The sequence below is a fragment of the Streptosporangium sp. NPDC002524 genome, from assembly GCF_040295985.1.
In the GTDB taxonomy this organism is placed as follows: domain Bacteria; phylum Actinomycetota; class Actinomycetes; order Streptosporangiales; family Streptosporangiaceae; genus Streptosporangium.
This window is the reverse complement of record NZ_JBEOWK010000005.1, coordinates 246,266-268,355: the sequence shown is the minus strand read 5'-3', so window position 1 is coordinate 268,355 and position 22,090 is coordinate 246,266. Positions and strand designations below refer to the sequence as shown.

Annotated in this window: 20 protein-coding genes; 16 read left to right on the top strand and 4 right to left on the bottom strand. The window is 71.6% G+C overall.

The features are described from left to right. The first annotated feature begins 25 nt into the window (after window positions 1–25). The 4 genes from ABT053_RS10585 to ABT053_RS10570 all read left to right on the top strand — a co-directional run bounded on the left by ABT053_RS10585 (window position 26) and on the right by ABT053_RS10570 (window position 1,821). Window positions 26–673, top strand: coding sequence for a hypothetical protein (locus tag ABT053_RS10585; protein WP_350968663.1), 648 nt, complete (start codon window positions 26–28; stop codon window positions 671–673). After that, on the top strand, window positions 670–1,077 hold the full coding sequence (locus ABT053_RS10580) for a hypothetical protein (protein WP_350968662.1): 408 nt from the start codon (window positions 670–672) through the stop codon (window positions 1,075–1,077). The genes ABT053_RS10585 and ABT053_RS10580 overlap by 4 nt, the downstream gene beginning before the upstream one ends. Before the next feature lie 14 nt (window positions 1,078–1,091). Continuing rightward, window positions 1,092–1,421 carry a hypothetical protein gene (locus ABT053_RS10575; protein WP_350968661.1) on the top strand — a complete coding sequence of 110 codons (330 nt, stop codon included), beginning with the start codon at window positions 1,092–1,094 and terminating at the stop codon, window positions 1,419–1,421. 76 nt (window positions 1,422–1,497) lie between these two features. Beyond that, window positions 1,498–1,821, top strand: coding sequence for a hypothetical protein (locus ABT053_RS10570; protein ID WP_350968660.1), 324 nt, complete (start codon window positions 1,498–1,500; stop codon window positions 1,819–1,821). A gap of 107 nt (window positions 1,822–1,928) precedes the next feature. Here ABT053_RS10570 and idi read toward each other — a convergent pair whose 3' ends face one another. Beyond that, window positions 1,929–2,510: an isopentenyl-diphosphate Delta-isomerase gene (idi, locus tag ABT053_RS10565; protein WP_350968659.1), complete on the bottom strand. Its 582-nt coding sequence runs from the start codon at window positions 2,508–2,510 to the stop codon at window positions 1,929–1,931. A 135-nt stretch (window positions 2,511–2,645) separates the two neighbouring features. Here idi and ABT053_RS10560 point away from each other — a divergent pair, with 135 nt between their 5' ends. Beyond that, window positions 2,646–3,956, top strand: coding sequence for an MFS transporter (locus ABT053_RS10560; RefSeq protein WP_350968658.1), 1,311 nt, complete (start codon window positions 2,646–2,648; stop codon window positions 3,954–3,956). A 192-nt stretch (window positions 3,957–4,148) separates the two neighbouring features. Here the strand turns inward: ABT053_RS10560 and ABT053_RS10555 are convergent, their stop codons facing one another. Next, window positions 4,149–5,408 carry an adenosylmethionine--8-amino-7-oxononanoate transaminase gene (locus tag ABT053_RS10555; protein WP_502991722.1) on the bottom strand — a complete coding sequence of 420 codons (1,260 nt, stop codon included), beginning with the start codon at window positions 5,406–5,408 and terminating at the stop codon, window positions 4,149–4,151. After that, on the bottom strand, window positions 5,380–6,831 hold the full coding sequence (locus tag ABT053_RS10550; protein WP_350968831.1) for a CCA tRNA nucleotidyltransferase: 1,452 nt from the start codon (window positions 6,829–6,831) through the stop codon (window positions 5,380–5,382). The genes ABT053_RS10555 and ABT053_RS10550 overlap by 29 nt, the downstream gene beginning before the upstream one ends. 159 nt (window positions 6,832–6,990) lie before the next feature. Here ABT053_RS10550 and ABT053_RS10545 point away from each other — a divergent pair, with 159 nt between their 5' ends. The 8 genes from ABT053_RS10545 to trxA all read left to right on the top strand — a co-directional run bounded on the left by ABT053_RS10545 (window position 6,991) and on the right by trxA (window position 16,531). After that, window positions 6,991–7,512: a YbaK/EbsC family protein gene (locus tag ABT053_RS10545; RefSeq protein WP_350968657.1), complete on the top strand. Its 522-nt coding sequence runs from the start codon at window positions 6,991–6,993 to the stop codon at window positions 7,510–7,512. A gap of 46 nt (window positions 7,513–7,558) precedes the next feature. Then, entirely contained in the window at window positions 7,559–9,691 is a 2,133-nt protein-coding gene (locus tag ABT053_RS10540; protein ID WP_350968655.1) for a DUF6049 family protein, read from the top strand. A 37-nt stretch (window positions 9,692–9,728) separates the two neighbouring features. Continuing rightward, window positions 9,729–11,333 (top strand): murein biosynthesis integral membrane protein MurJ, encoded by a 1,605-nt coding sequence (gene murJ / locus ABT053_RS10535; RefSeq protein WP_350968654.1) that lies wholly within the window; start codon window positions 9,729–9,731, stop codon window positions 11,331–11,333. 195 nt (window positions 11,334–11,528) lie between these two features. Then, window positions 11,529–13,052 carry a protein kinase family protein gene (locus tag ABT053_RS10530; protein WP_350968653.1) on the top strand — a complete coding sequence of 508 codons (1,524 nt, stop codon included), beginning with the start codon at window positions 11,529–11,531 and terminating at the stop codon, window positions 13,050–13,052. A gap of 114 nt (window positions 13,053–13,166) precedes the next feature. Continuing rightward, entirely contained in the window at window positions 13,167–13,814 is a 648-nt protein-coding gene (gene sigM / locus ABT053_RS10525; protein ID WP_329088091.1) for an RNA polymerase sigma factor SigM, read from the top strand. Beyond that, window positions 13,804–14,718: an RsmA family anti-sigma factor gene (locus ABT053_RS10520; RefSeq protein ID WP_350968652.1), complete on the top strand. Its 915-nt coding sequence runs from the start codon at window positions 13,804–13,806 to the stop codon at window positions 14,716–14,718. Before sigM ends, ABT053_RS10520 begins: the two co-directional genes overlap by 11 nt. Before the next feature lie 435 nt (window positions 14,719–15,153). Next, on the top strand, window positions 15,154–16,086 hold the full coding sequence (trxB, locus tag ABT053_RS10515; protein WP_350968830.1) for a thioredoxin-disulfide reductase: 933 nt from the start codon (window positions 15,154–15,156) through the stop codon (window positions 16,084–16,086). 121 nt (window positions 16,087–16,207) lie between these two features. Further along, window positions 16,208–16,531 carry a thioredoxin gene (gene trxA, locus ABT053_RS10510; RefSeq protein ID WP_350968651.1) on the top strand — a complete coding sequence of 108 codons (324 nt, stop codon included), beginning with the start codon at window positions 16,208–16,210 and terminating at the stop codon, window positions 16,529–16,531. Between the two features lie 202 nt (window positions 16,532–16,733). Here trxA and ABT053_RS10505 read toward each other — a convergent pair whose 3' ends face one another. Beyond that, the gene (locus ABT053_RS10505; RefSeq protein ID WP_326646217.1) at window positions 16,734–17,354 is read right to left on the bottom strand and encodes a GNAT family N-acetyltransferase; all 621 of its coding nucleotides are present in this window, start codon (window positions 17,352–17,354) and stop codon (window positions 16,734–16,736) included. A gap of 298 nt (window positions 17,355–17,652) precedes the next feature. On the opposite strand from ABT053_RS10505, the gene ABT053_RS10500 reads away from it, so the two are divergent. The 3 genes from ABT053_RS10500 (at window position 17,653) to ABT053_RS10490 (ending at window position 21,496) form a co-directional block, all read left to right on the top strand. Further along, window positions 17,653–18,885: an aminotransferase-like domain-containing protein gene (locus tag ABT053_RS10500; protein WP_350968829.1), complete on the top strand. Its 1,233-nt coding sequence runs from the start codon at window positions 17,653–17,655 to the stop codon at window positions 18,883–18,885. Between the two features lie 186 nt (window positions 18,886–19,071). After that, entirely contained in the window at window positions 19,072–20,025 is a 954-nt protein-coding gene (locus tag ABT053_RS10495; protein WP_350968650.1) for a D-alanine--D-alanine ligase family protein, read from the top strand. Between the two features lie 412 nt (window positions 20,026–20,437). Continuing rightward, entirely contained in the window at window positions 20,438–21,496 is a 1,059-nt protein-coding gene (locus ABT053_RS10490; protein ID WP_350968649.1) for a threonine aldolase family protein, read from the top strand. Window positions 21,497–22,090: the final 594 nt, after the last annotated feature.

Genomic DNA, 22,090 nt, shown 5'->3' with positions numbered 1-22,090 from the left:
TTGATCAGGAAGGGACTCCTGACCCGTGAACAACCCTAGTGCTTCGGTTCTCAACCGGACTGCGGCGAACGGCTGTGGCTGTTTCGCCGACAGTCCGCCGCTGCCGATGGGCTGCGCCGACTGCGGGCACGCGCCCTACGCGCACGGCTGCCCCGGCCAGGTCACCGACCACGAGTACGCGCAGCCGACCGGCGCGCTGATGGCCGAGCGCCTCGACGCGCGCCGCCGCCTCGGACTCGGCCGCACCCTGCCGACCGTCGAGCCCGCCCGCGAGGTTCCGGTGCAGCCGATTCCGCTGGTGCCCGCGCCCCGCCAGGCCGACCACGAGGCGACACCACCGCGCACCCGGCCCGCCGGACGCACCGACACCCGCCGCCCGACAACCCCCGCCGCCCGCCCGCACCGGCCGGTCGAGACGCCAGAGAGCCGCGCGGTCCGCCTGGCGCTCGCCCGCGACCCCCTCGCCCGCCGCCGGGCCCGCACCGTCGCCCGCGTCCACGAACACGGCGCCCCGCCTCCGAGCGCCGCCCTCCCAAACGCCCGGCCGCCACTCTCACTCCTCGACCACCAAACCCACCGGCCGGGACCCGCCGCCGCCCCCGGCCGGGGCCGCTCCCCGGAGGCCCTTCCACCCCGACGGCACCAGCCCTACCAGTGGGAGGCCGCAGCATGAACGTGGCCCCGCACCAGGGCGACCCCATGAGCAGGCGCGGCGGCGTGTCTCCTTCCCGAACACGCGTCGCCGCGCCATCGGCCGACACCGAGAGCCGGGCCGTCGCGCGGGCCACGGACCTGACCGTCGTGCTCGGCGAGGTGTACGGCATCTCGGCCGACGTCCACACGCTGCGCTCCGGCAACGCCGTCGTGTCCCTCTATCACGGGCTCCTGGCCTACACCGACGGCGAGAGGTTCTGGTGGACCGGCCCCAGGCTCAGCGACTCCGGCGCGCCCGCGCTCAGCTCCGAGCTGACGCTGCCCGTCGCCGCCGAACAGCTCGCCAAGCACTACGCGATCCTGCGCGGCGAACCGCCACGCCTCGCCGACGAACTCATGACCGATCACGCCGGGCCGGTCTGAGGAAGGAGGCGGTCGTGATCCCATCACCCGGCACACCGGCGGGCGACCGGCTCGGCGCGGCCACCTGGCGGCCCGGCGCCGTCACCGCCCTGCGGCACCTGCGCACGGCTCTGCACGACCACCGGATCTACCCGGCGATCTCCTACGACGAGGGGCAGCCCCGCCTCGTGATCAGTGCCGACCTGACCGTGTGGGCCGACCGCGAGGGCGAGTTCTTCACCTGGGGAGCCGTCCACATGGAGGAGCCCGCCGACTCCGCTCGGGCCGACGACGTGCCACGGGTCGCACGCCAGATCGCCCAGCGACTCGGCGAGCACTACACCGAGCCGACCACGGCCCCATGAGCGGCGCGGCGGCACGGCGAGTGGCCTCCCGCGCCGTCGCGCTCACCCTCCCCGCATCCCCAGAGAGGAGATCCGGATGCCGACCACCCCCGGCGCCCCGGGCGGTGACCTGGACGCCCGCGACGAATGGACCTGCCCCGGCGTCAGCGCGCACCCCGTACGCGGCGCCCCCGGACGTCGGACGCTCGACTGGAAGCCGGTGTCGCTCGGTCCCTACCGCGTGCTGGAGCACACGTGTGCCTGCCGGGCGGTCTTCTACGAGCTGATCTCCTGCGGTGGCTCCCACATGATCCACAGGGTGGTCCAGGGCGGGCCGGTCGAGCATGCCTTCACCGGGCGGTGGACGTCCCGCGAGGCGCGGGAGATGTGGCTGCTGTTGCTGACCGGGCAGGCGCGGTAATCGACATCCGGACCCGCGGAAAGGCATCGAGGTGGAACGGCCGACGGTGTGAGGGACCCTCACACCGTCGGGACGGGAGATCACCGCCTCGGCGGGCGGCGGGCGGGTCAGCGGGCGGCGGGTGGGAGGCCGGCCGGGTCGGCGGGCCGCCAGGTGAGCGGGTCGGCACCGAGCTCGGCCAGCTGGGGGACCTGCTCGCGGCACCAGGGGGAGATCGGCAGGCGGTCGCCGAGCACCCCGTCGGTGAACTCCTTCCACGGCATCCAGCGGACGTCGTCGACCTCGTCGGGGTTGGGCGCCGCCTCCGCGGTCACGAGCACCCGGTAGACCGGGCACAGCTCCCGCTCGACGGTGCCGTTGTCCATGACCGCGCGGTAGGAGAAGCGCGGCAGGAGGAGATCGACCTGACCGGCCGCGAGGCCCAGCTCGTGGGAGAGCCTGCGGGTCACCGCCTCGGGAAGCGGCTCGCCGGGCAGGGGGTGGCCACAGCAGCTGTTGGTCCACACCCCCGGCCAGGTGATCTTGTGCAGTGCGCGGCGGGACAGGAGGACCCGCCCCTGCTCGTCGAACACGTAACTGGAGAAGGCCAGGTGGAGGGGAGTGTCGAGACCGTGCACCGTGGCCTTGGCCGCCGTGCCGATCGCGTTTCCCTCGGTGTCGACGAGCACAACGTGTTCATCAGGTGTCACTCGACCGAGGGTACGTGATCATGTCGGTTTACCGCGCCCCCTAAGTGATACGTAGGCAAAGGTACTAAATGTCCATTTGGCTAATCAGGGATGTACCCGATGCCCGGCCGGGGCCGCCGCACATAGGCTGAGCGCGTGTCCTTCGTATCCGATCTACGCGTGGTCCTGGAAGGTCGGGACTTCCGGAGGCTGTACGCGACCCGCCTGGTCTCGCAGTTCTCCGACGGGATCTTCCAGTTCGCCGTGGCCGGGTTCGCCTTCTTCAGCCCGGAGAAGAGCACGAGCGCGGTGGAGATCGCCGCCGGGCTGGCCGTGCTGCTGCTCCCGTACTCGATCCTGGGTCCCTTCGTCGGGGTGTTCATCGACCGCTGGTCGCGACGGCAGATCCTCGTGATCGCGCCGCTGGTCCGCGGGGCGCTGCTGCTCGCCGCGGCGGCGCTCGTCGCCGCGGGCGCCCCCGACGGGATCTTCTACGCCGCCGCGCTCGGCGTGCTCGGGGTGAACCGCTTCTTCCTGGCCGCGCTGGGGGCCTCGCTCCCGCACGTCGTGCCGGCCGACCGGCTGATGGTGGCCAACGCCGTCACCCCGACCTCGGGCACCGTGCTCACCTTCGTGGGCATCGGCGCCGGCTACCTGCTGCGGGCGGTCTTCGGCTCCGACCACCGGGGCACGGCGGTGCTGCTCGTCGTCTCCGGTCTCGTCTTCGGGCTCAGCGCGCTCATCTCCATGACCATGGGCAGGCGGCTGCTCGGCCCCGCCTACGACCCCGCCCGGCCCCAGGCCCGCGAGGCCGTGCGCCACGTGCTGACCGGCCTGGCCGACGGCGCCCGGCACCTCGCCCGGCACCGCTCCGCCGCCGCGGCGATGGGCGCGATGGCGACCCACCGGTTCATGTACGGCATGTGCACGGCCATGATCGTGCTGCTGTCGCGCTACTACTTCGCCGAGAACGCCGAGGACGCGCTGAACGCGGTCTCCATCGTGGTCGCCACCTCGGGGGTCGGCTACTTCCTCGCCATCCTGGTCACGCCGTGGGCCACCGAGCGCTTCGGCATCGAGCGGTGGGTCCCGGCCATGCTCGTCACCTCCGGGGTGCTGACGCTGGCGCTCTGCGCGCCGTTCCAGCAGTGGGGGTTCGCGGCCGCGGGCTTCGTCCTCGGCATCGCCGGGCAGAGCATCAAGATCTGCGCCGACACCGCCGTCCAGCGGGACGTGCAGGACGCCTACCTCGGCCGGGCCTTCTCCATCTACGACATGCTCTTCAACGGCAGCTACGTGCTGGCCGCGGCCCTGGCGGCGGCGCTGCTCCCGCCGGACGGCAGGTCGCTGCTCGTGCTGGTGGTCATCGCCGCCGGATACGTCGCGGGCGCGGTGATCTACCGGATCGTCACGCCGTCCCGGGTGACCGAGCCGCTGCCGTCGTCGCCGTCGTCCCCCTCACCGTGACCGGGGAGCCGTCGCCGTCGTCGCGGGCCTCGCTGTGAACGGGGCGCCGTCGTCATCGGCACCGTCGCGGGCCTCGCTGTAACCGGGGCGCCGTCGCCACCGTCACCGTCGCGGGCCTCGCTGTGACCGGGGAGCCGTCGCCGTCGTCGCGGGCCTCGCTGTGACCGGGGCGCCGTCGTCACCGGCGCGCCTTCACAGTGACCGGGCCGCCGCCGTCATCGCGGTGGTGACCCTCTCCAGGTCGCCGTCGCCGATCGAGTAGGGCGGCATCGCGTAGATCAGCCGTCCGAACGGGCGGAGCCAGACGCCGTGCCGCATGACGAGGGCCTGGACGGCGGGGACGTCGACGGGCTCGCGGGCCTCGATCACCCCGATCGCGCCGAGGACCCGCACGTCCCGCACCCCGGGGGCCTCCGAGGCCCCGGCCAGGCCCGCGAGGAGACCGGCCTCGATCCGGCCGACCTCCTCCCGCCACGGGCGCTCCCGCAGGAGCTCCAGGGAGGCGCTCGCGACGGCGGCTGCCAGCGGGTTGCCCATGAAGGTCGGCCCGTGCATCAGCACGCCGACGCCCCTGGCCACCCGCTCGGTGCACAGCGTCGCGGCCAGCGACATGTAACCGCCGGTCAGGGCCTTGCCCAGGCACATGATGTCGGGCCTGATCCCGGCGTGGTCGCAGCCGAACAGCTCCCCGGTCCTGCCGAACCCGGTGGCGATCTCGTCGGCGATCAGCAGGACGCCGTGCTCGTCGGCCAGCTCGCGGAGCAGCCGCAGGTAGGCCGGGTGATAGAAGTGCATGCCGCCCGCCCCCTGGACGACCGGCTCCACGATGATCGCGGCCAGCTCCCCGGCGTGCCGGGCGACCAGGTCCGCCAGCCGGGCCGCGTAGCCCTCGTCGTACTCGCGCGGCGGCCGGTCGGCGAACACGTGCTCGGGCAGCACGCCGGAGAACAGGTGGTGCATGCCGTTGACCGGGTCGCAGACCGACATCGCCCCGAAGGTGTCGCCGTGGTAGCCGCCCCGCACCGTGAGGAGCCGTCCCCTGCCGGTGAGCTGGAAGGCCATCTTGATCGCGACCTCGACGGCGACCGACCCCGAGTCGGCGAGGAACACCTTCGGCAGCCCGGTCATCGCGGCGAGCGTGGCGGCCAGCCGCACGGCGGGCTCGTGGGTGAGCCCGCCGAACATGACGTGCGCCATGTCCTCCAGCTGGTCCTTCAGCGCCCGGTTGAGCCGGGGGTGGTTGTAGCCGTGGATCGCCGCCCACCAGGACGACATGCCGTCGACCAGCTCGCGCCCGTCGGCGAGCGTCAGCCGCACCCCGTCGGCGCGGGAGACGACGTGCGGCGCCACCGGCTGGGGGGTGGCCGCGTAGGGGTGCCACACGTGCTCACGGTCGAGCAGGGCGATCTCCGCCTCGCCGAGGTCAGGAGCGCCGTTCAGAGTCCACCTCACCACCGACACCACCGGTCCGGCTGTCCGTCCCGTCCACCCCGTTCGCCCGTGCCCACTCGCGGAGGGCGTCCGCGGCGGCCTCCTTGCCGAGGACGCCCTGGTCGAGGCGCATCTCCAGCAGGAACTTGTAGGCGCGGCCCACGAGGGGACCAGGCGGGACGCCGAGGAGCTCCTGGATCTCGTTGCCGTCGAGCTCGGGGCGGATCTTGCCGAGCTCCTCCTCCTCGGCCAGCCGGGCGATGCGCTCCTCCAGCTGGTCGTAGGTCTGCGACAGGGCCTGGGCCTTGCGCCGGTTGCGGGTGGTGCAGTCGGCGCGGGTCAGCTTGTGCAGGCGCTCCAGCAGGTGCCCGGCGTCGCGGACGTAGCGGCGTACGGCCGAGTCGGTCCACTCGCCCGTGCCGTACCCGTGGAAGCGCAGGTGCAGCTCCACCAGGCGGGAGACGTCGGACACCACGTCCTTGGGGAACTTCAGCTCCGCCATGCGCTTCCTGGCGAGCTGGGCGCCGACCACCTCGTGGTGGTGGAAGGAGACCCGGCCGCCGGGCTCGTGGCGGCGGGTCTTCGGCTTGCCCACGTCGTGCAGGAGCGCGGCCCAGCGCAGGATCCGGTCGGGGCCGCTCTCCTCCAGGTCGATCGCCTGCTCCAGCACGATCAGCGAGTGCTCGTAGACGTCCTTGTGCCGGTGGTGCTCGTCGATCTCCAGACGGAGCTTGGGCACCTCGGGCAGCACGTGGTCGGCGAGCCCGGACTCGACGAGGAGCCGCAGGCCCTCGCGGGGGTGGTCGCCGCCGATGAGCTTGTCCAGCTCGTCGCGGATGCGCTCGGCGGAGACGATGTCGATCCTGTCGGCCATCGCGCCCATCGCGGCGAGCGCCGCCGGGTCGACGGTGAAGCCGAGCTGGCTGGCGAACCTGGCCGCGCGGAGCATCCGCAGCGGGTCGTCGCCGAAGGAGCGCTCGGGGGGGCCCGGGGTGCGCAGCACCCTGGCGTGCAGGTCGTCGAGGCCGCCGTGCGGGTCGACGAACTCGCGGGACGGCAGGCGCAGCGCCATCGCGTTGACCGCGAAGTCGCGCCGGGCCAGGTCGCCCTCCAGCGTGTCGCCGTAGGCCACGTCGGGCTTGCGCGACTTGGGGTCGTACGACTCGCTGCGGTAGGTGGTGATCTCCAGGAGCCACCCGCCCTTGCGGACGCCGACGGTGCCGAAGTCGATGCCGATCGTCCAGATGGAGTCGGCCCAGTCGCGGACGAGCTCCAGGACCGTCTCGGGCCTCGCGTCCGTGGTCAGGTCGAGATCGTTGCCGATCCTGCCCAGGAAGACGTCGCGGACGGAGCCGCCGACGAGGGCGATCTGGTATCCCCTGGCGGCGAAGAGCTCGCCGAGCTCGTCCGCCACGGGTGCGATCTTCCGGAACAGCTCGCTCATGCCGTGGCGCTGGCTCTGGGTCAGATTTGAAAGGGACAAGCCGGGTAGGTCCTTCGGTTACGGAACATGTTCCCCTGCGGGGATACACCTGAAGCGATCACCAGGTTACGGTCGGTCAGGGAACCTCGGGGACTGTGCGTCGAGGCAAGGAGCACACACATGAAGGATGCGCTCGCGATCCACCGCTGGCTCCTCGCACACCAGGTCCATCATGAGATCGTACGCCTTCCGCGCGCGATGACATGCTCGGACGAACTCCCCGAGGTGCTGTCGGCGAGTCCCGAGATCTGCCTGGGAGTCACGGTCCTGGAGGTCACGACGCGAATCGGCCGCGAGCCCGTGGCGGTCCTCACCTCCGTCGGCTCCCCGCCGCGCCCCGGCGTGGTCGGCGGCATCCTGGAGGCCCGGCGGGTCCGGCAGGCCTCGGCCTTCACCGTCAACTCCGCCACCGACTACGCCTCGGGCCTGGTCTGCCCGCTGCTGCTGCCCCCCACGCTCACCGTGCTGGTGGACGAGCGGCTCACCCGTACCGCCACACCCGTTTACGTGCCCACCGGAGAGCGTCGTACGGCACTCCTGATACGTGCAGACCACCTGCTCACACTGGTGTCAGGAAAGATCGTCGACCTGACCCCGCATCGCTCCCGCAGCGAACCGGCGACCTTTCCCCTCGCCGGTTAGGCCATAGCATTACCGGCGTGCGCCGTACTCGACCCCTGGCCGGCACGTGATCCACAAGGCCGCGCTACTCGCCCTCCTCGCCACCACGCTGCTCGTTCCCGCGGCCGTGGTCGTTCCGGGTACGGCGAACGCCCGGACGACCCCGGCCCCGGCCTCGGCGAACCGGGCGGGCCTCCAGGTCGTGCTGGAGGCGATCGGTCCCGACGCCCCCCGTGACCCGGACACCGAGATCAAGCTCTCCGGCTCCCTGGTCAACTCCGGCGCCGAGCCCCTGAACGGGCTGCGCATCCGGATGCACTTCTCGTCCCAGCCGTTCGCCCGGCGCGCCGACCTGGAGGCCTACCAGGCGGGACAGACCCTCCCGACCCGGTGGTGCTGCGAGAGTTTCGTCCAGGCGCCGATCGCGCCCTCGGGGAAACTGCCGTGGGAGTTCTCCTTCACCCCGCTGGAGCGGGGGTTCTCCGCCTTCGGCGTCTATCCGATCATGGTCGAGGTCGTCGACGCCTACGAGCAGCAGGTCGCCACCATGCGCACCACGGTGACCTACATGCCCAGGGAGACCCGGGTGGCCCGCACCCGGCTCGCCACGGTGCTGCCCATCGTCGACCAGCCGCGCCGGGCCGTCGACTCCACCTTCGTCGACGAGGGCCTGCCCGCGGCCATGGCGCCCGGCAAGCGCCTGGGCGACCTGCTCAAGATCGCCCAGGACACGTCGTCCGCCAAGGGCCTCACCTGGATCGTCGACCCCGCCCTGCTCGACGACGCGCGGGCCATGGGCGGGCCGCACACGGTCAGGGTCAAGGACCGCTCTCAAGAGCGTCCCGCGACCCCCGAGGCCGCGCAGTGGCTGAGCGACCTCCGCGACGCCGTCGCCGACCACCCGGTGGTCGCCACCCCGTACGGCGACCCCGACGTGGCGGCCCTCGCCCACAACGGCGTCGACGACGCCACCGCGACCGGGATCGCCGCGGCCGCGATCGTCGCCAGGGAGACCCTCGGCCGCGACGTGATCACCAACGTGAACTGGCCGGTGGGCGGCCTGATCGACTACGACGGGTTGGACCTGCTGGCCACCGGCGGCGTCGGCACCGTGCTGCTGAACGTGCCGAACCTGCCGCCGGCGACGCCCCCGCTCACCACCCCCGACGCCTCGGCGACCCTGGAGAGCGTGAACGGCCCGCTCACCGCCCTGGTCGCCGACGCGGCGCTGAGCGAGACGGTCGGCGCCGACACCTCCGCCCCCGGCGCGGCGCTGGCGAACCGGCAGCGGTTCATCGCGGAGACGGCGATGATCGCTTCGGAGCCCGGCGCCCCGGTCAGGACGGTGATCGCCGTCCCGCACCGCCGCTGGGACCCCGATCCCGAGTACGTGACCGACCTGGTCGAGACGGCCGCCGCCCTGCCCTGGCTGGCACCCGTCACGCTCGACGCGGTCAAGCGCGGCAAGGGCGCCCCGGTCGCGCGGGCCGGCCTGACCTACACCGACCAGGACCGGAAGCTGGAGCTCTCCAAGCAGTACCTGACGGGCGTCAAGAGGGTCGGCGCCCGCGCCGACCTGACCGCCGCGATCACCACCGCCCAGGACCTCGACGCCTTCGACCTGGCGCTGCTGCGCCTGACCTCCTCCGCGTGGCGCGGCAGGACCGGCAACGCGGCACCGTACGTCCAGCAGCTCGCCGAGGCGGTCGACGGCCGGATCGCCATGGTCAACATCACCGGCAGCGAGCAGTCGCGGCTGCGCACCCTGGCCGGCAGCAACGGCGACGTGCCGATCAGCGTGCGCAACGGGCTGAGCGGCGAGGGCAGCAGGGTCGCGGTCCGGCTCAAGGTGACCTCCGACCAGCCCGAACTGCTCAAGATCGAGCCGTACGACGACAAGCTGGAGATCTTCGGCGGCCAGAACCAGACCATCCGGATCCCGATGACCTCCAGGGAGAGCGGCCAGTCGACCGTGACGGTCCAGCTCACCACCGAGGACGGCCGCAAGTACGGCAAGCCGATCGAGCTGACCGTGCGGACGACCGGCTACACCGGGGTCGCCCTGGTGATCGTGGGGGCGGCTCTCGTGGTGATGCTGGCGGCCGTCGTCCTGCGCGTCCTGCGCAGGCGGGGACGCCGCCGCCCCGCCGCGGCCCCGCCGCCGGAGCGCGAGCGCGAACCCGCCGGCACCGAGTCGTGAGCGCCCGGCGCTCCGAGCACCTAGCGAAGGAAAGCGCATGAGCAGGGTCCTGCGCGCGAGCGCGATCATGGCGGCGGGGACGATGGTCTCCCGCGTCACCGGCTTCGTCCGGACGGCGGTGCTCGCCGCGGCCATCGGCACCTTCGCGCTGGGCGACGCCTACAACGTGGCCTACACGATCCCGTTCATCCTGTTCGACTCCCTCCTCGGCGGGATCCTGAGCAGCGTCGTGGTCCCGATGATCATCCGGCGGCAGAAGTCCGACCCCGACGGCGGCCGGGCCTACGAACAGCGGCTGATGACGCTCGGGGTGCTCGCGCTGACGGTGGTCGCGGTGGTCTCCGTGCTCCTGGCCAAGCCGCTGATCGGCCTCTACAGCACCGACTGGGGCCCCCGGCAGACCGAGGTCGCGGTCCGGCTGGCCCAGTACATCCTGCCGATGATCGCCTTCTTCGGGGTCGGCGCGATCGCCGGGGCGATCCTCAACACCCGCGACAGGTTCGCCGCCCCGATGTGGGCGCCCGTGCTCAACAACCTCGTGATGATCGCCGTCGCCCTCGTCTACTACGTGAAGCTGGGCGGCGCGGGCACGGACGTCGACACGATCACCGACGCCGACCTGGCCCTGCTCGGGCTGGGCACCACCGCGGGCATCGTGGCGCAGTGCGCGGTGCTGGTCGTCTCGCTGCACCGGGTCGGCTTCCGCTTCCGGCCCCGGCTCGACCTGCGCAACGCCGGGCTCGGCGAGATGGGCCGGACCGCGTCCTGGACCTTCGCCTACGTCGGGATCGGCCAGATCAGCTTCCTCGTCACCACCAAGCTCGCGACCGGCGCGGGCAACCGGGCACCCGGCGCGGGCAACGCCGCCTACGCCTACGCCTACCAGCTCTTCCAGCTCCCGTACGGGATCATCGCGGTCTCGGTGATCACCGCGATGCTGCCCAGGATGAGCCGGGGGGTGGCCGACGGGGAGCTCGACACGGTCCGCGAGGAGTTCGCCTCGGGGGTGCGGCTGGTGTCGGTGCTGCTGGTGCCCGCCGGGCTGCTGCTGATGGTGCTGGGGCCCGCGGTGACCGTGCTGATCTTCTCGTGGGGCAACATGACCGTCGACTCGGCGGTCTACATCGGCAACGTGCTGCAGGTCTTCGGGCTGGCGCTGGTGCCGTTCTCGATCTTCCAGCTGCTGCTGCGGGTCTTCTACTCCTTCGGCGACACCCGCACCCCGGTCCTCCTCGCCCTCGGCAACCTGGCGGTGAACGCCACGCTCAGCCTCGTGGCCTACTACACCCTTCCCCCCCGCTACATCGTGATGGGCCTGGCCTCCGCGTTCACCGCCGCCTACGTGGTGGGCGCGGCGGTCGCGTGGATCATGGCCGCGCGGCGCGTGGGGGGCCTGGCGGGGCGCAGGGTGGCCGCCGGGCTGTCCCGGATGTACGTGGCCGCGCTCCCCCCGGCCGCGCTCGCGCTCGGCGTGCTGTGGCTCACGCAGGAGCTCACGGGACTTGACGCGCTGAGCGCGGCCATCATGCTGGCGGCGGGCGGCGGACTCGGTATGGTTCTTTACTTGGCGATCGCCCACCGGATGCGCATCCCCGAGGTGAGTTCGATCGTTGGAATGGTGGCAGGACGGGTAGGCCGGTAACCCAAAGACTTGTCTCAAACGTCTGACAAGACGAACACGGGCGGAACCGGCGCGGGACTACCATGGTGCGACGCGTGTGGTGACATGCGGCTAATGGAAGCAGGAGGGCGTGGGCGGATCCACCCAGCATCGTGTGATGTGTCGTGATGTGCTGACCGGGCATGGTGCTGTCGTGTTCTCAGGTACGGGGTCCTCGTGAGTTCCCCCGCCGTCGAGCCCGGCACCAAGCTGGCCGAGCGTTTCCGGCTCGAGGACCGCGTCCACGAGTCGGGCGGCGCCACGCTGTGGAAGGCCATCGACGAGGTGCTCGCCAGGCCCGTCGCCGTCCACACCTTCGATCCCGACTTCCCCCGGTTGAACGAGGTCGTCACGGCCGCCAGGGTGGCGAGCCGGCTGACCGACCCCCGTCTCACCCAGGTCTTCGACGCGACCGAGGACGACGGCCACTCCTACGTCGTCAGCGAGTGGGTGAGCGGCGAGTCCTTCGGCGACATGATCGCGGGAGGGCCGCTCGACCCCGAGCGGGCCGCCGCGATGGTCGCCGAGGCCGCGGAGGCGCTGGCCCACGCGCACGAGGCGAACCTCGCCCACCTCTGCCTCACCCCCGACCACCTGGTCTGGACGGCGGGCAGCACGGTCAAGCTGCTCGGCCTGGGGGTCGACGCGGTCCTGGACGACGTGACGAGCGACGACCCCGCCCGCGAGGACGCCGAGGGCCTCGGCCGCCTGCTGTACGCCGGGCTGACCGGCCACTGGCCGGGCGACGAGCGCGACGGCGGCGGCCTGCCCGTCGCGCCCATGGGCGACGGGCACTTCTGCACGCCCCGCCAGGTCACCGCGGGCGTCCCCGGCTACCTGGACGCCATCGTCTGCCGGGCGCTGCTGCCGGAGACCAGGCGCGGGCTCGAACCGCTCACCACGCCCGCCGAGGTCGCCGAGGCCCTCGCCTCGGTGTCGCGGCCCAGTCCCCTGCCGATGCCGACGCCGATGCCCATGACGACGCTGCCGGTGGCGGCCTCCCGTTCCGAGGGCATCGACACGGCGGCGCCCCAGCGCCACACGCCCCCTCCCCAGCACCACCACCAGACCCAGCACCGCCCGATGCCCCGCCAGGCGGGCGGCATGGTCAACAAGGTCGCCATGACCGTCGTCGTGCTGCTGGTGATGGTGGCCGTCGGCCTGGGCGCCTGGACCCTCGGCCGCAGCATCGGCAACGCCGGCACCCCGGTGCCCGGCGAGGAGAGCGCCACGCCCACGCCGACCGCGGCCGCCGGCACCCGGGAGGTGAAGTCCTCCTCGGTCACCGGCTTCGACCCGCTGGGCGACAACGAGGAGCGCGGCGAGCTCGCCGTCAACGCGACCGACGGCAGGGAGTCCACCGACTGGCACTCCGAGTCGTACGACTCCGCCGACTTCGGCCGGCTCAAGACGGGGGTGGGCCTCCTGCTGGACATGGGCGAGAGCGTCCCGGTCAAGCAGGTGACGGTCAACTTCGGCAGCACCTCGGGGGGCACCGCGGAGCTCAGGGTCGGCGACTCCCCGCAGCTCGACGACCTGTCCGTGCTGCAGAAGGTCAACGGGCTCTCGGGCAAGAAGACGTTCACCGCGGAGGCCCCGAAGAAGGGCCGCTACGTGCTCGTCTGGTTCACCAAGATGCCCACCTACCAGGGGAAGTACCGCGGACAGGTGCTGGACATGAAGGTCTTCGCGACCAAGTGACACCGCCCCGATTTGATCTGTTTTACGTGGCTTCTTGCAGATCATCGGAGAATCCGTGGCACCATCTATCCCGTAGAGGTGTTCTCCCCGGATCGGTATAGCAGGACTCTCCTTGTGAATTCCCCACCCGAGACCCCGCCAGCGGCGGACGAGCAGACGGCGAAGGCCCCCGTGTCCGACGCCGACCTGCTCACCCGGCACATCGCCGGGGATCCGCACGCCTTCAGTGAAATAGTCAAGCGACATCGAGACCGCATGTGGGCGGTCGCCCTGCGCACGCTGGGCGACCCCGACGAGGCGGCCGACGCCGTTCAGGACGCCTTCGTCTCGGCCTACCGCAAGGCCGGGAGCTTCCGCGGCGAGGCGGCGGTGACCACGTGGCTGCATCGCATCGTGGTCAACGCGTGCCTCGACCGCATGCGCAGGAAATCGGTGCGCCCGGTGGCCGACGACGAGCTCGTCGAGGCCGCGGAGCGCGAGACCCCGGTGCTCGACCAGACGGCCGAGCGCGAGGTGTCCATGGAGGTCTCGGCGGCCCTGAAGCTGCTGCCCTCCGACCAGCGCGCCGCGCTGGTCCTCGTGGACATGATGGGCTACTCGGTCGAGGACGCGGCCCAGGTGCTGGAGGTGCCGAGCGGCACGGTGAAGAGCCGGTGCGCGCGCGGAAGGGCGAAACTCGCCCCGATTCTTTCCCATTTACGGAACCGATCAGACCTGTCTCGCGTCTCATCCGCGAAGGGAGCAGAACTTCGTGACGGGTGATACGCACTACGACCTGGAGATCTTGGCCGAACTGGCCGAGGGGCTCCTCGACGCCGCCACGGCCATGCGGGTACGCGAGCATCTCGCGATCTGCGATCCCTGTGGTGAGAGCCTCGCCGACCTCGCGGCAGTTCGTGAGGTGCTGGCGGCGACTCCGACACCGGCGATGCCGATGGGAGTCGCGCTGAGGATCGACCGCGCGCTGGCCGCCGAGGCAGACAGCTTCCGTGGAGGTGGAGTGGGCCTGGTGGAAGCACCGGCCTGGGACGACATAATGCGCGACGCGCCGTGGGAGACGTCCTCTCCCGCAGAACCGGCGCCATGGGAGACGACCCCGCGGAGGGCTCCGGCCCCGGAGCGGGAGCCGGAGCTTGAGCCGGTGCGGCTGGGGGTCGTCGGCGACGACGGCACCGTGGTCCCGGTGGTCCCGGCCAGGCGTCGCGGCGCGGACCGGCGGCGCCGGTGGGCGATGCCCGCCGCGGCGGCGGGCGTGGCCGCGGCGGTGATCGGCGCGACCGTGCTGGCGACCGGGACGCTGACGGCGTCCGGCCCGGACCGCGTGCCGGTGATCGCTAAGCCCGTGCCGGCGGACACGATCCAGTACACGCTGACCGACAGCAACTACAACTACACCGACGCCGAGCTGCGCGACTCGCTGCTCGAGTACATCAGCCCGGCGACCATCGTCGGGACGACCGAGAACTCGAGCATCGACAAGTGTGTCCGGCAGGTCTCAGCACAGGTCGGCCTCTCGCCCTTCGCCGTGGACCAAGGGTTCTACAACGGGCAGGAGGCCAACATCCTGCTCTTCTGGCAGAACCAGGCCAAGAACACGGTGCGCGTCCACGTCGTGGGCCCGCAGTGTGACGACGTGCGCAGGCCGGGCCTCGCGCGCTGGGAGTGACCGAAGCGGATCGGCTCCGGGTGACCTCGACAGGCCACCCGGGGCGACCGTGGTAAGACGTCCGGGATACCGGTGACAGAGGTCCCGGGGACGGGTGAGACGCCGGGAACAACCGGTGACAGAGGTTCCGGGGACGCGGTGAGACGCCATGACAGGGGTTTCGAGGGCCGGTGACAGGGTCTCGGGGACCGGTGACAGGGGGCTCGGGGAATCGCGGTGACAGGTCCGGGACGGCCGGTGACAGGTGGCCCGGGGTGATCCGTGACGGGTAATCCGTTCCCAAAACCCGCGCCCCCGCCAGGGTTGCCCGGCATGGATTCGTCCGTGCCGGGCTTTCCGGTTCCACCGGGGGATCCGTCACCGCGCCGGGCGGGAATCACCGGCCCCTAGGATCTGTTGACGCCGGTGGCATCGACAGAGGGAGAGGCGCGAGCACTGATGGACGTCCGAAATGTGATCATCATCGGGTCGGGTCCCGCGGGTTACACGGCGGCCGTGTACTCCGCGCGTGCAGAGCTGAATCCGCTGGTCTTCGAGGGGTCGGTCACCGCGGGTGGCGCCCTGATGAACACCACCGAGGTGGAGAACTTCCCCGGCTTCCCCGGCGGCATCATGGGCCCGGACCTGATGGACGGGATGCGCAAGCAGGCCGAGCGGTTCGGTGCCGAGCTCGTCGCCGACGACGTGGTCGAGGTCGACCTGGCCGCCACCCCGAAGGTCGTCAAGACCGCCACCGACACCTACTACGCCACGTCCGTCATCCTGTCGATGGGCTCGGGATACCGCGAGCTGGGCGTTCCCAACGAGAAGCGCCTGTCGGGCCACGGCGTCTCGTGGTGCGCCACCTGTGACGGGTTCTTCTTCCGCGGCCAGGACATCGTGGTCGTCGGCGGCGGCGACACCGCGATGGAGGAGGCGATCTTCCTGACCCGGTTCGCCGCCTCGGTGACGGTGGTGCACCGCCGTGACGAGCTGCGCGCCAGCAAGATCATGCAGGACCGGGCGTTCGCGAACGAGAAGATCCGCTTCCTGTGGGACAGCGAGGTCGTCGACGTGCTGGGCGAGACCAAGGTGAGCGGGTTGCGGGTGCGCAACCTCAAGACCGGCGCCGAGGCGGAGCTGGCGGCCACCGGCCTGTTCGTCGCGATCGGGCACGACCCGCGCACCGAGCTGGTCAAGGGCCAGATCGATCTCGACGACGAGGGCTACATCACGGTCGACGCGCCCTCGACGCGCACGAACCTGGAAGGCGTCTTCGCCGCGGGCGACGTCGTCGACCACACCTACCGCCAGGCGATCACCGCCGCCGGCACCGGTTGCGCCGCCTCGCTCGACTCCGAGCGCTGGCTGGCCGAGCACGGCGCGTGACGACGGCGTGTGACGCCCCCCGCGAGGCGGGCCTCGCGGGGGGCGTCACACCGCCGGCCACCCATCGGCAACGTCATCAGGGACAGCCCCCGGACAAGAGGGCAAGAGGAGAGCAGGAACCTTGGGCACCATCAAGCACGTGACGGACGCCAGCTTCGAGGCCGACGTCCTCAAGAGCGACAAGCCCGTGATCGTCGACTTCTGGGCCGAGTGGTGCGGCCCGTGCCGCCAGGTCGCGCCGATCCTGGAGGAGATCGCCGGGGAGCAGGCCGAGAAGCTCACCGTCGTCAAGCTGAACGTCGACGAAAATCCGACAACGGCGACAAACTACGGCGTACTCCAGATTCCCACTCTGAACGTCTATAAGAACGGAGAGGTTGTGAAGCAGATCATCGGCGCCAAGCCGAAGGCCATGCTGCTTCGCGAGCTCGAGGGCATCATCTAGGCCCCCTGCGGGTCGGCCGCCCCCCACGGCGTCCGCCCGTATCACCCGCTTCCGAGCGGCACACCCACCCACTGAAAGCCCCCCGTCTCACCGCGGGGGGCTTTCACATGCGCCCGGTGACGCCACCGCTCCGGGAGGGCTCGTACGGGCCCCGGGAAGGCGCGTCCGGCTGCAGAGCGTGCCGGACGGGCTCCAGGGGGTCTCAGACGGGCCGCAGCGCCCTCTCCGGGCTCATCGACCCGAGCAGCCTCTCCAGCGCCACCTCGACGTCCTCACGCCACGAGACGGCGTTCTTCAGCTCCAGGCGGAGGCGGGGGAAGCGCAGGTGCGGGCGGACCGTCTTGAAACCCACGGAGAGCAGGTAGTCGGCGGGCATCAGGCACGCGCCCGGCTGCTCCCACTTCAGGTCGCCGAACGCCTCGATCGCGCGCACCCCGCGCCGGGTCAGGTCCTTGGCCACGCCCTGGACCAGCATCCGGCCCAGGCCGCCCCCGGAGAACTCCGGGATGATGTGCGCGGTCATCAGCAGCACCGCGTCCGCGCTGACCGGGGAGGTCGGGAAGGCCACCGAGCGCGGCACGTAGTGGGGCGGCGCGTAGAGCACGAAGCCGGCCGCCACCCCGTCGACGTAGACGATCTTCCCGCAGCTTCCCCACTCCAGGAGGGTGGAGGAGATCCAGGCCTCCTTCTCCAGCCCCGGGTCTCCGGCCTTCACGGCCCGGTCCGCGTTGACGGGGTCGAGCTCCCAGAAGACGCACCGGCGGCAGCGGCGCGGCAGGTCGTCGAGATTGTCGAGAGTGACGTTTGCCAGCCGACGCGACACCTGTTGGCCCCAATCCTGGCGAGACGAGTGCAAGCCATGGCGAAAAACGCGCGAAAACGGCGTCTCCAGCTGGCATCGTAGCCCAGTAAGGGTCTTGGTTTCAGGAGGTCCCGTCCCCACACGCAGGCGACTACAACCCCTGACGTAACCTGGTTTCTCTAGTATGAGCGCTTTGCGCTCCACACAACCTAGGAGGTGGACCGTGCCCCAGGATCACGATCACGGTCAGGCCATCGCCCCCACCCAGGGGTCGCGCATCGACGCCTACGTCGACCGTTACGCGGCACGGGCAACCGGGATGGTCGCCTCCGAGGTGCGAGCTCTCTTCTCCGTCGCGTCGAGGCCCGAGGTGGTCTCACTCGCCGGAGGCATGCCCTACGTCACCGCCCTCCCCCTGGACGTGGTGGGGGAGCTGGTCGCCGACCTGATCGCCAAGCGCGGCCCGGTCGCGCTCCAGTACGGCTCCGGGCAGGGCGACCCGCACCTGCGCGAGCAGATCTGCGACGTCATGCGGATGGAGGGCATCGAGGCCAACCCCGACGACGTCGTCGTGACCGTCGGCTCCCAGCAGGCCCTCGACCTGATCACCCGGATCTTCATCGACCCGGGTGACGTCGTGCTCGCCGAGGGGCCCTCCTACGTCGGGGCCCTGGGCACGTTCTCCGCCTACCAGGCCAGGGTCATCCACGTCGCGATGGACAGCGAGGGGATCATCCCCGAGTCGCTCGCCCAGACCATCTACGCCCTGAAGAGCGCGGGCAACCGGATCAAGTTCCTCTACACGATCCCCACCTTCCAGAACCCCGCCGGGGTGACGCTCAGCGTCGCGCGCAGGCAGCAGGTCCTGGAGATCTGCCAGCGGGCCGACGTGCTGATCGTCGAGGACAACCCGTACGGCATGCTCGGCTTCGACGGCGACCCCATGCGGGCGCTGCGCGCCGACAACGCCGACGGCATCGTCTATCTCGGCTCGTTCTCCAAGACCCTCGCCCCCGGCTTCCGGGTCGGCTGGGCCCTCGCCCCGCACGCCATCCGCGAGAAACTGGTGCTGGCGATGGAGTCGGCGGTGCTGTCGCACTCCTCCTTCACGCAGCTGGCCGTCGGCCAGTATCTCGCCACCCAGCCCTGGCGCGAGCAGATCAAGTCGTTCAGGGAGCTCTACCGCGAGCGACGCGACACCATGCTCGCCTCGCTGGAGGCCCTGATGCCCGACGGCGTCACCTGGACCCGCCCCGGTGGCGGGTTCTTCGTCTGGGCCACCCTCCCCGAGGGGCTCGACTCCAAGGCGCTCCTGCCCCGCGCGGTCGCCGAGCGGGTGGCCTTCGTGCCGGGCACCGGCTTCTTCGCCGACGGCGGCGGCGCGCGGCACATGCGGCTCTCCTACTGCTACCCCGAGCCCGAGCGGATCCGCGAGGGCGTCCGCCGCCTGGCCGGGGTGATCGGGCAGGAGCTCCGCGTCCGCGACACCTTCGGGACCGGCTCGCCCGCCGAGCGCGCCGGGATCGACACCCCGGGTCCCGACCTCGCGTAACCCCGCCCTCCGGGGGTGCTCCGTACCAGCGGGGCACCTCCGGCATGAGCTCCTCCCCGCCGGTACCGTACGGTGACTTCCTGCGCCGGTGCGCGGTGATCGATCCGGTTCGCCGGGACAGCCGGACCGCGCGTGACGAGAGCGACAGGACAGGCTCGGAGCGGGCCTTGACGAGAGGTATGTCGGATGAGTGACCTGGGCCATGTGCTCGTCCTGGCGGGCGGGCTCTCCTACGAGCGGGAGGTCTCGCTGCGTTCCGGCCGCCGGGTGAGCGAGGTGCTGCGCGGGGCGGGCGTCTCCGTGGAGACCCGCGACACCGACGCGTCCCTGGTTCCCGCCGTGCTCGCGGACCCGCCGGACGCGGTCTTCGTCACCCTGCACGGCGGGGCGGGCGAGGACGGCGCCATCCGCTCGGTCCTGGAACTCCTCTCCGTCCCGTACGTCGGCGCCGGCCCCGACGCCTGCCGGGTCGCCTACGACAAGCCCACCGCCAAGACCGTCGTCCGCTCCGTCGGGCTGCGCACCCCCGAGTCGGTGACGCTGCCCAAGGAGACCTTCCACGACCTCGGCGCCTCCGCGGTGCTGGCCCGCATCGTGGACCGCCTCGGCCTCCCCCTGTTCGTCAAGCCGTCCCGCGGCGGCTCGGCGCTCGGCGCGTCGATCGTCCGCAGCGCCGAGGAGTTCCCCGCCGCGATGGTCGGCTGCTTCGCCTACGGCGACACCGCGCTGATCGAGCGCTGCGTGGAGGGGGTCGAGGTCGCCGTCTCCGTGGTCGACCTCGGGAACGGGCCGGTGGCACTGCCCCCCGTGGAGATCGTCGCCAACGAGGGCGTGTACGACTACGCGGCCCGCTACACCGCCGGGCACACCGAGTTCTTCGCCCCGGCGCGCCTCTCGCCCGAGGCGTCGGCGGCCTGCGCCGCGATGGCCGTGACCGCGCACACCGCCCTCGGCCTCAGGGACGTCTCCCGCACCGACCTGATCGTCGACGCGGACGGCCTGCCCCACTTCCTCGAGGTGAACGTCGCCCCGGGCATGACCGAGACGTCCCTCCTCCCCATGGCCGCGGAGGCCGCCGGGGACGACCTCGGCACCCTCTGCCGCGTTCTCCTGGAACAGGCCGCCAGCCGCGGCGCCTGACCTCTCGCGTCACCCATCACCCCTCTCGCGCCCGTCCCCTCGTGCCCGGCTCCTCCGCGTGGCCCACCGCGGGCGCGGGCCGGGCCGAATCGTGAGCGGCCCGGATCGTGAGAGGCCCGAATCGGGAGAGGCCCGGATCGTGAGCGGCCAGGATCGTGAGCGGCCAGGATCGTGAGCAGACCAGATCGGGAGCGGGCCGGGCCGAGCCGGGCAGGCGGGCAGGACGGATCGGATCGGCAAGCGGGGCCGGGCCGGGTCGGGCGGGCAGGATGGACCGGCCCGCGAGCGGGGCGGGTCGGTGGGCGGGGCGGATCGGATCCGGCAAGCGAGGCCGGGGCGGGTCGGATGGACCGGCCCGCGAGCGGGCGGGGCGGGTCGGAGGCCGGGGCGGGGTTCCCCCTACGCTGGCCGTGTGCTGACCTCCACCCCATTTCCCAAGAGCTTCGCCAGCGACAACCACTCGGGCGTGCACCCCGCGGTCCTCGCCGCCATCCTCGAAGCGAACACCGGAGACGCCCCCGCCTACGGCGGTGACGCCTGGACCACCGCGATGCAGGACGCCTTCCGCGCCGAGTTCGGCGCCCACGCGACCGCCTACCCGATGTTCAACGGCACCGGCGCCAACGTGGTCGGCCTCGGCCTCGTGCTCCGGGCGTACGACGCGGTGCTCTGCCCGGCCACCGCCCACATCCACACCAACGAGTGCGGTGCCGCGGAACGCTTGCTGGGCGCCAAGCTGGTCACCCTCCCGACGGGGGACGGCAAGATCTCCGTGGACGACGTCCGCGGCCAGCTGTCCGTGCTGGGGGACGAGCACCACTCCCAGCCCAGGGTCATCTCCATCTCCCAGGTGACCGAGTGCGGCACCTGCTACACCGCCGACGAGATCGCCGAGCTCGCGGAGTTCGCGCACGCGCACGGCCTCTTCCTGCACATGGACGGCGCCCGGCTGGCCAACGCGGCGGCCGAGCTCGGCTGCTCGCTCCGCTCCCTCACCACGGACGCGGGCGTGGATCTGCTCAGCTTCGGGGGCACCAAGAACGGCGCCATGGGCGCCGAGGCGCTCGTGATCCTCCGCCCGGAGCTGGACGCCCCGGCGCTCTTCCTGCGCAAGCAGGGGATGCAGCTCGCCTCCAAGATGCGCTTCGTCTCCGCCCAGCTGACCGCCCTCCTCACCGATGACCTCTGGCGCGAGAACGCCGCCCACGCCAACGCGATGGCCCACCGCCTGGCCGACGGCATCGCCGATCTCCCCGGCGTCTCCCTGCGCTACCCCGTGCAGTCCAACGCCGTCTTCCCCGCCCTCCCCGAGAAGGCCGTCGCGGAGCTGCAGCAGCGCTATCTCTTCCATGTCTGGGACGCGGCCGAGAACGTGGTCCGCTGGGTGACCGCCTTCGACACCACCCCAGAGCACGTCGACACCTTCCTCGCCGACATCCGTCTCGTCGTCCAGGAGACCACCGGCTCCTGACCGGCCCCTGTTTCACGTGAAACAGCCCACTCCCAGCGCGGCGGCTGTTTCACGTGAAACACCGCCCGCCGCCCCCGGGCCGCCTTCTTCTCCCATACGTCAACCGCAGCCGCCTTCACCGCGAAGCAGGCCCCGCTCCCCTTCCACCGAGGAGCGACCCTCACGGGCTTCGGTCGCGCCACCCCGATTCGTGTTTCACGTGAAACAGCACCGCCTCCCCCCGGCGACAGCGAGGGCATCGAGCAAGACTGCACGAAATGACAGCCCTCCAGCTCCAGCGAAAAGCCTCTGCTGGAATACAGCACTCCCACTCACGATGGCCCCCGCGAAGCGAGGCGTACGGCCCTGAAGACGCTCACGCGTACGCGCCAGGCGCACCGGAGGGCAGGGGGCCCAGTAGATCATCGCAACGCCGTACGGCGAGCACAGGGCGGCGGGCGGAAGGAGCGGGAAACGTACAGGCGCCCGGGGGCGGAGCGTGGAACCACCGCGCGAACGACAGAAGAAGCGGGAGAACGCGAACGGCCGCGCTGTTTCACGTGAAACAGCGCGGCCGTTCGTCGTCGGGGAACCGTCAGGGAAGGTCGGCCGCCG